At 72.3% G+C, this 8,076-nt stretch carries 11 protein-coding genes; 6 read left to right on the top strand and 5 right to left on the bottom strand.

The window, feature by feature from the left end:
- Nucleotides 1-710 (bottom strand): ABC transporter permease (locus ADY01_RS29215; protein ID WP_049579480.1); only part of this gene is annotated, 710 nt, incomplete at its 3' end.
- A 1-nt stretch (nt 711) separates the two neighbouring features.
- On the bottom strand, nt 712-1,461 hold the full coding sequence (locus tag ADY01_RS29210; RefSeq protein ID WP_049579478.1) for an ABC transporter permease: 750 nt from the start codon (nt 1,459-1,461) through the stop codon (nt 712-714).
- A gap of 41 nt (nt 1,462-1,502) precedes the next feature.
- Between ADY01_RS29210 and ADY01_RS29205 the strand changes: the two genes are divergently transcribed.
- Nucleotides 1,503-2,681, top strand: a complete 1,179-nt coding sequence (locus tag ADY01_RS29205) for an ABC transporter ATP-binding protein (RefSeq protein ID WP_049579484.1) — start codon at nt 1,503-1,505, stop codon at nt 2,679-2,681.
- Between the two features lie 16 nt (nt 2,682-2,697).
- Here the strand turns inward: ADY01_RS29205 and ADY01_RS29200 are convergent, their stop codons facing one another.
- From ADY01_RS29200 to folB, 3 genes are read right to left on the bottom strand one after another with little or no spacing between them, the layout of a single operon-like run.
- Nucleotides 2,698-3,198: a DUF3180 domain-containing protein gene (locus ADY01_RS29200; RefSeq protein ID WP_049579476.1), complete on the bottom strand. Its 501-nt coding sequence runs from the start codon at nt 3,196-3,198 to the stop codon at nt 2,698-2,700.
- Between the two features lie 56 nt (nt 3,199-3,254).
- Nucleotides 3,255-3,878 (bottom strand): 2-amino-4-hydroxy-6-hydroxymethyldihydropteridine diphosphokinase, encoded by a 624-nt coding sequence (gene folK / locus ADY01_RS29195; RefSeq protein ID WP_049579482.1) that lies wholly within the window; start codon nt 3,876-3,878, stop codon nt 3,255-3,257.
- 8 nt (nt 3,879-3,886) lie between these two features.
- A complete protein-coding gene (gene folB, locus ADY01_RS29190; protein WP_049579474.1) occupies nt 3,887-4,246 on the bottom strand; it encodes a dihydroneopterin aldolase in 360 nt (119 codons plus the stop codon).
- A 154-nt stretch (nt 4,247-4,400) separates the two neighbouring features.
- Between folB and folP the strand changes: the two genes are divergently transcribed.
- The 5 genes from folP to ADY01_RS29165 all read left to right on the top strand — a co-directional run bounded on the left by folP (nt 4,401) and on the right by ADY01_RS29165 (nt 8,058).
- Nucleotides 4,401-5,273, top strand: a complete 873-nt coding sequence (gene folP / locus ADY01_RS29185) for a dihydropteroate synthase (RefSeq protein ID WP_049579472.1) — start codon at nt 4,401-4,403, stop codon at nt 5,271-5,273.
- Nucleotides 5,270-5,755, top strand: a complete 486-nt coding sequence (locus tag ADY01_RS29180; protein ID WP_049579470.1) for a nuclear transport factor 2 family protein — start codon at nt 5,270-5,272, stop codon at nt 5,753-5,755. The genes folP and ADY01_RS29180 overlap by 4 nt, the downstream gene beginning before the upstream one ends.
- 108 nt (nt 5,756-5,863) lie before the next feature.
- Nucleotides 5,864-6,547, top strand: a complete 684-nt coding sequence (locus ADY01_RS29175; protein WP_159001490.1) for a hypothetical protein — start codon at nt 5,864-5,866, stop codon at nt 6,545-6,547.
- 39 nt (nt 6,548-6,586) lie between these two features.
- Nucleotides 6,587-6,874 (top strand): type VII secretion target, encoded by a 288-nt coding sequence (locus tag ADY01_RS29170; RefSeq protein WP_049579466.1) that lies wholly within the window; start codon nt 6,587-6,589, stop codon nt 6,872-6,874.
- Entirely contained in the window at nt 6,874-8,058 is a 1,185-nt protein-coding gene (locus tag ADY01_RS29165; protein ID WP_049579464.1) for a hypothetical protein, read from the top strand. The genes ADY01_RS29170 and ADY01_RS29165 overlap by 1 nt, the downstream gene beginning before the upstream one ends.
- Nucleotides 8,059-8,076 lie beyond the last annotated feature (18 nt).

Genomic DNA, 8,076 nt, shown 5'->3' with positions numbered 1-8,076 from the left:
GGCGCGGGGGCGGTGGCGGCGACCGCGGCCCGTGGCCGCTTGCGGCGGCCCGGGTCGAGCAGCCGCTGCGCCAGGGCGAGCACGCCTTCGACGAGCAGCGCCAGCACCGCCACCACCATGGCCCCCGCGACGACCTGCGCGGTGTCGTAGGTGGCGAACCCGGCGGTGATGATGCGGCCGAGGCCGCCGCCCGCGGCGAGTGCGGCGAGCGTCGCGGTGGCCACGACCTGCACGGCCGCGGTGCGCACGCCGGTCATGATCAGGGGGAACGCGAGCGGTATCTCGACGCGGGCGAGCAGCTGCCAGGGCGACATGCCCATGCCCCGCGCGGCCTCCACCACGTCCCGGTCCGCCTCCGAGACGCCGACATAGGCGTTGGTCAGCAGCGGCGGGACGGCGAACAGCACCAGCGCGATGATGGTCGGCAGGTCGCCGTGGCCGCCCAGTGGGCCGAGGCTGAGGAGGACCAGCACGGCGAAGGTGGGCACGGCGCGGCCCGCGTTCGAGATGTTGATGGCGAGGGCTCCGCCGAGGCGCCGGCCGCCGCCGTGGCCGAGCCACAGGGCGAGGGGCAGGGCCAGGGCGCAGGCGAGCACGAGGCAGACGCCGGTCAGGTAGAGGTGCTCGGCCAGCCGGCTGCCCACGCCGCCCTCGCCGGACCAGTTGGCGCCGGTGGTCAGCCAGGTCCACGCGTCGGGGATCACGCCCATGTCAGACCACCGTCCCCGGGGCGTCGAGGACCGAGTCCCGGGGGACCGCGGTCACCTCGCGCCGTTTCCTCCGGCCGCCGGCGCGGGCCCAGGGGGTGAGGGCCCGCTGCGTGACGAGCAGCAGGAGGTCGGCGGTGACGGCGAGCAGCACGCACAGCACCGAGGCGGTGAGCACCTGCGCCTTGAAGTAGCTGTCCATGCCGGTGTAGATGAGGTTCCCCAGGCCGCCGTGGTCGACGATCGCGCCGACCGTGGTGAGCGAGACGGCCGAGACGGTCGCGATCCGCACGCCCGCCATCAGGGAGGGCAGGGCGAGCGGCAGTTCGACGCCGAAGAGCAGCCTGAGGCGGCCGTAGCCCATGCCGCGCGCCGCCTCGCGGGCCTCCTCGGGCACCGAGCCCAGGCCGGTGAGGATGTTCCGCACGAGGATGGTCAGCGAGTAGAGCACCAGGCCGCAGACCACCACCGAGACCGAGATCCCGAAGACCGGCAGCAGCAGCGCGTACATGGCGAGCGACGGCACGGTGTAGAGGATGGTCGTCAGGCTGAGGACCGGCCCGGCGGCCAGCCGGTACCGCCGCGCGAGCAGCGCCAGCGGGAACGCGACCAGCACCGCGAGGGCCACGGCGACCAGCGTGATCAGGATGTGCTCGACGGTCGCGTCCGTCAGCTCCCCGGAACGGGAGCGGAGGTACTCACCGCAGATCCACTCGTTCCTCGTCAGGCAGCTCTCCGCCCTAACCGCACTCATGTTCCCCCACCCTAGACGCTGAACCTGTCAGAATGATGAACATGTTGCGGTTCGAGCATGTGTCCAAACGCTATCCGGACGGCACGGTGGCCGTGGATGATCTCCACCTCGAAGTCGCCGAGGGCGAGCTCGTCACCCTCGTCGGCCCCTCCGGCTGCGGCAAGACGACCACCATGAAGATGGTCAACCGGCTGGAGGAGCCCACCCAGGGCCGGATCCTGCTCGACGGCCGGGATGTCGCCTCCTACGACCCCGTGAAGCTGCGCCGCCGGATCGGTTACGTCATCCAGCAGGTCGGCCTCTTCCCCCACAAGACCGTGCTCGACAACACGGCGACGGTGCTCCACCTGCTGGGGCGGCGGCGAGGTGAGTCCCGCAAGCGGGCCGCCGAGCTGCTCGACCTGGTGGGCCTCGACCCGGCCGTGTACGGCGACCGCTACCCGGACCAGCTCTCCGGCGGGCAGCGCCAGCGGGTGGGCGTGGCGCGGGCGCTGGCGGCGGATCCGCCGGTGCTGCTGATGGACGAGCCGTTCGGGGCCGTCGACCCGGTGGTGCGTGAGCGCCTTCAGAACGAGTTCCTGCGGCTCCAGGCCGAGGTGCGCAAGACCGTGCTGTTCGTCACGCACGACATCGAGGAGGCGGTGCGCCTCGGCGACCGGATCGCGGTGTACGGGCAGGGCAGGATCGAGCAGTTCGACTCGCCCGCGGCCGTGCTCGGCGCCCCGGCCAACGACTACGTCGCGTCGTTCGTCGGCAGCGACCGCGGGCTCAAGCGGCTCTCGGTCACCCCGGTGGAGAAGGGCGACCTGGAGCAGCCGCCCGTCGTGCACCTGGCCGACCCGATGCCGGTGGCCGCGCGCCGGATGCGGGCCGAGGGCGCGCGCTGGGCCGTGGTCCTCGACGAGAACGACATGCTGCACGGCTGGGTGCCCACCCCGGACGAGGACGCGGAGGCGGGCGGCGGCGATCCCGGCGGGACGGTGGCAGCGCGGGCGCGGCGGATGGAGGCGTGGCTCCCGCTGGGCTCCTCGCTCAAGCGGGCGTTCAGCACGATGCTCCAGTACGACGCCGGGTGGATCGCGGTGCTGGACGAGGGCGACCGCTTCCTCGGCGTGCTGACCCCGGCCGGGCTGCACGAGGCGCTGCGCCGCTCGATCGACGCCGACGCGCACGACATCGACCGCACCGAGGTGGACCTCGACATCGTCACCGGGGTCTGACCGGCGGCGGGAGCGGTCAGGCGGTGGAGCCCATCGGGCCGTTGCCCTCACCGTTCTCGTCGCCCTCGGGCAGCCGGCAGACGCGTTCGAGGAAGAGCGCCGCCGCGACCACCGCGGCGCCCGCCAGCACGGCGAGCCCCGCGTAGATGGCCTGGTCGCGGCGGTTGGGCACGTCCAGGCGCTCCATCACGAGGAAGACGCCGAAGCCGCCGTAGCACCCGGCCGCGATCGAGGAGACCAGCGCGCTGGCCTGCCCGAACACGACGGCCCGCGCCGCCATCAGCCGGTCGACCGGCCGCGCCCCGGGCCGCCGTTCACGCCAGGCCCGCAGCCGGGAGCGGAGCGAGAGCCCCGTGACGAAGAGCACCGCGGCGATCAGCCCGAGGATGACGGGGGAGAACAGGGGAACGGCCGGGGGCGTGTTGCCGAAGGACTCCCACAGCCCGGCGCCCGCCCAGCTCAGGCCGGTGGCCGCGGCGAAAAGCCCGGCCAGGGTCCCGATCCGCAATTGGTTCACCGCTGTGCGCGCCCCTCGTCGTGAAGTCGTGTGGCGGCCGCCGTCCGGCGGCCGGGTCAGTCCGGCAGAACGAGCGTGAGGTCCCCGCGGTGTGTCACGCCCTGCTCGGCGAGGCCCGGCAGCAGCCGGGCCAGTGGCCCGCGCCCCGGCACCTCGGCGCCCGGCTCGACATCGTGCCATGGCACGAGGACGAAGGCGCGCTCGTGGGCGCGAGGATGCGGAAGCGTGAGCAACGGGTCCTCGGAGACCACGCCCTGATAGCTGACGATGTCGACGTCCAGGGTGCGTGGCCCGAAGCGGCCGTCGCGCACCCGCGCGAACGCCTCCTCGATGGCGTGCGCCCGCTCCAGCAGCGAGGACGGCGGCAGGGTGGTCCTGATGATCACCACGGCGTTGAAGTAGGTGGCCTGGGTGCCGGGCCCGACGCCCCAGGGCTCGGTCTCGTAGACGGGGGAGACCGCCTTGACGCGCAGTCCCGGGGTGTCGGCGAGGGCGTCGACCGCGCCCTGAAGGGTCTCCAGGCGGTTGCCCAGGTTGGAGCCCAGGGAGAGGACCGCGTCCTTCGGGTTGTGCAGGGTGGTGTCCGCCGCGTCGACCTGGTGGACCACGGAGGCGGGCACCGGCTGCACGGTCGGGTCGTGGGAGGACGCCGCACCGCTGTGGTCTTCGCTCGGATCCATGCTCGGGGTCATGCTCGGCTCCGCTTGATGGTGATGGTCACGTCGTCGAAGGGGACGGCGATCGGTGCCCGGGGCTTGTGCACCGTCACCTCCGCCTCGCGGACGGCCCCGTGCGCCAGGCACTGGTCGGCGATCCGCTGGGCCAGGGTCTCCAGCAGGTCGCACGGCGGGCCGGTCACGATCGCGGTGACCTCCTGGGCCACCACGCCGTAGTCCGCCGTCCTCGCGAGGTCGTCGCTCTCGGCCGCCGGACGGGTGTCGAGGCCGAGGACGACATCGACGACGAAAGGCTGGCCCTCGGCGCGTTCCCCGGGAAGGACCCCGTGAAAGCCCCAGGCGCTCAGGCCGCGCAGGGAAATGCGGTCCATCGCGATCACTCCCTCGGTAGGTGGCGGGTGTCAGGCCATCCGGGTGTTCGAATCTACCCGCGCCGCCCCGGCCTGGTGGTCAGCGCCTCCCGCCCGCGTCGTGTTCCCGGCGGACGGAAGGAGGGGGACGGGGGGATGCCCCTACCCTGGTGCCATGAGCATCTCGCACGGCCAGGTGACGGGCTTGCCCCGGTGGGACCGCTGTGCGGTCATGGGCGTGGTCAATGTCACACCGGACTCCTTCTCCGACGGCGGGCGCTGGTTCGACGCCGAGTCCGCGGTCAAGCGGGGGATGGATCTGGTGGCCCAGGGGGCGGACCTGGTGGACGTCGGCGGGGAGTCCACGCGCCCCGGCGCCACCCGGGTGGACGAGGACGAGGAGCTGCGCCGGGTCGTCCCGGTGGTGCGGGAGCTGGCCGCGCAGGGCGTGGTCGTCAGCGTGGACACGATGCGCGCCTCGGTCGCCGAGCGGTCGGTCGCGGCCGGGGCCCTGCTGGTCAACGATGTGAGCGGCGGTCGCGCGGACCCGCGGATGGTTCCGGTGGTGGCCGGGGCGGGGGTGGCGTTCGTCGTCATGCACTGGCGCGGCCAGAGCGTGGACATGAACGACCGGGCCGTCTACGGCGACGTGGTCGCCGAGGTCGTCGCCGAGCTGCGCGAGAGCCTGGCCCGCGCCGAGGCGGGCGGGATCCCGGCCGACCGGATCGTCGTGGACCCGGGGCTCGGCTTCGCCAAGCGGGCCGAGCACGACCTCGCGCTGGTGGCGGCGGCCGAGCGGCTGCGCGCCGACCTGGGCCGCCCGCTGCTGATCGCGGCGTCGAGGAAGCGTTTCCTCGGCCGGGCGCTGGCGGCGCCGGGCGGCGGTCCGCCCCCCGCGCGGGAACGGGACGCGGCGACGGCCGCGGTCACGGCGCTCGCCGCCCGCGCCGGCGCCTGGGCGGTGCGGGTGCACGAGGTGCGGGCCAGCGCGGACGCGGTCCGCGTGGTGCGGGCGATCGAGAGCGGCGGCTCGGGGGAGGGGGCGTGAGCGGCGCGAGCACGGACGTCGAGGCGGTGTCCGCGGCGAACACCGCGCTGTACGACGCGCTGGAGCGCGGCGACCTGGACGCGCTGGCCGAAAAGTGGCTGGAGGCGGACGTCAGCGTCGTTCACCCGGGGTGGCCGGTGATCAGCGGGCGCGGCGAGGTGATCCGTTCCTACGCGCTGATCATGGCCAACACCGAGTACATCCAGTTCTTCCTGACGGACGTCGAGGTGTCCGTCCTCGGCGACACCGCGCTGGTGACCTGCACCGAGAACATCCTCAGCGGGGGGCCCGCCGAGGAGGACGGCTCCGCGGGTCCGCTGGTCGGCGGCCTGGTGGTCGCGACCAATGTCTTCCGCCGCGGCGGGGACGGCGGGTGGAGGGTGTGGAGCCACCATGGGTCCCCGGTGCTCATCGACCGCGAGGACGAGGACGAGGAGGAGGCCGACGAGGACGACGGCGGCCCCGTCACCGAGATCGGCTGAGCCCGGCTTCGCGCCCCTCCATTGCCCCGTTCTCCGGAGGCCGGATACGGTACCTTGACATGCCGGATGCGGTCTGATCGATGTGCTGATGTGAACGGGGAGTTCCGCGTGACAGTGGCGGATGAGCGGCGGGCGGACGAGGACCAGGGCACCGCGGCGGGGGCGCAACCGGAGCCGGAGCAGCGCACGACCAGCGTTGCCCCGCCCGGCAGTTACCGGATGATCACTCCCACCGACTGGTTCCGCATACCGCTGCGCAACGAGCGGAAGCGCGTCAACGCCGTGCAGTCGCTGGTGGACATCACCTATCCCAAGCGCGACGATCTGGCGACCAAACGGCATGAATTGCGCGAACTGCTGACGCAAATAGCCGACAAGGCGGTCAGTCAGGTCGGTATCGAGCTCTACCTCTCCACTCAGAGCGTTTTCGGAATTCCCATCCCCGCGAGTCTGCTGGTCACCGCGGAGCCCGAGGATCCGTCCGTGCCGGGTGTGCTTCCCGTGCAGATGCTCGCGGACGGCATCAAGGACAAGTACAAGGAAAACGCCGATGTCACGGTCGTGAAGCTGGCCATCGGCGAGGTCGTGCGCTGCCGCCGCAAGGAACTCACCGCGGAGTCGAAGGAACTGGGACAGCCGGAAGAGCGTCCGAACACGTTGCTGGACTTCTATCTGCCCGTGCCCAATTCGGGGGCCTGGATGGTGCTCTCCTTCAGCACGCCGCTGATCGAGGTCGCCGACGCGCAGGTGGAGATGTTCGACGCCATCGCCGGCACGTTCCGGTGGTCCTGACACCCGGATCCACGACAGCCCACTGACCAGGAGCCATGGATGCCCGATATCACCGTCACCACGGAGGAGGTGCGCGAGCTGGCCAACAAGCTGCGGCTGGTCGCCACCGAGTTCGAGAACGCCGAGGACATCGCCGACGACTACGCGGAGCAGGTCAGCCATGACGACCTCGCCCATGAGCTGGAGCAGTTCGCGGAGAACTGGAAGCACCACCGCGAGAAGCTGATGGACGGCCTCCAGGGCTTCGTCGAGGCCGCCAAGTCGGCCGCGGACGGGTATGAGGGCATCGAGGAGGAGCTGGTCAACGCGCTTGAGGGGGACGGGTGATGAGCAGGCCGGCCGACTGGTATCCGCTGACGGAGGACGGGCGCGACCCGATCCCGGGTGACTGGGAGCTCGTGCGCGAGGCCGCGGCGCGGTACCGCAGGACCGCGGACGCCATCTCCCGCGCTCGGACGCTGCTGGGCGAGGTGACCGACTCCGAGGAGGGCTGGCGTTCCGACGCGGGCACCGCCTTCCGCGAGAAGGCGACCGAGCTGTCGGGCGACATCTGGAAGGCGCACGGGCGCTACGACGTCGCGGCGCTGGCGCTGGCCAACTACTGGCCGGTGCTGGAGGACGCGCAGGACGAGAGCCTGTCGCTGCGGCAGCAGGCGATCACCGCGCAGGAGCGTATCGACGCCGCCAACAGCACGATGGACGGCCTGGACGAGAGCCGCGAGAACCAGGACCTGGAGGGCGACGACCTCACGGAGAACGAGGAGGCGCACGGCCGCGCCGAGGGCGAGCGTGGCGCCGCCGAGGGCGAGTTGGCCAGCCTCAAGTCCCGGCTGAACGGGCTGATAGAGGAGAAGAACCGGGCGGCCCAGTCCGCGGCCGACCAGATAGGCGAGTTCATCGGCGGCGACGGCCTGGAGGACGGCTTCTGGGACCGGGTCGGCGGCGCCCTCGACGTCATCAGGGACGTCCTCATCACCCTCGGCAATATCGGGGGGTTCATCGCCGCCTGGGCGGGTCTCGCCGCGCTCCTGGTCGGATGGATCCCCGTCATCGGCCAGGCACTCGCGGGCATCCTGGGCGTCATCGCGCTGGTGGGATCGATCTTCTCCCTGGTGGGCAACCTGCTCCAGGGCAAGTGGGGCATGGCGCTGCTCGACGTCGTCGGCATCGTCACGTTCGGCCTCGGCCGCGCCGCGGGCTCCGCGGCCCGCCTCGGCGCCCAGGGCTCCCGTTTCCAGGCGTTCCGCAGCCTGCGCGGCATGAGCGAGTTCGGCAACCGGGCCGCCCGCACCACCCGCGCCGCGGACATCATGGGCGACAGCGCCGGCAACCTGCGGCGGCTGAGCGACGCCGCCGCGCGGGGCAGCAGGTCGTCGATGTTCGGCGGCCTCGGCGACGACATGGCGCGGAACTTCTCCGCCCTGCGCAACGCGCGGATGGGCGACATCATGTCGCAGACCAGGGCGCTGCCGGGGCAGCTGGCCCCGGCAGCGCCCTGGTCTGCGACATGATGTCGCCCATCCGCGCGT

The sequence above is a fragment of the Streptomyces sp. SBT349 genome (genome assembly GCF_001083795.1).
GTDB lineage: Bacteria > Actinomycetota > Actinomycetes > Streptomycetales > Streptomycetaceae > Streptomyces.
Note: the sequence above shows the minus strand (reverse complement) of the source record. Positions and strands in the feature narration are given on the sequence as shown.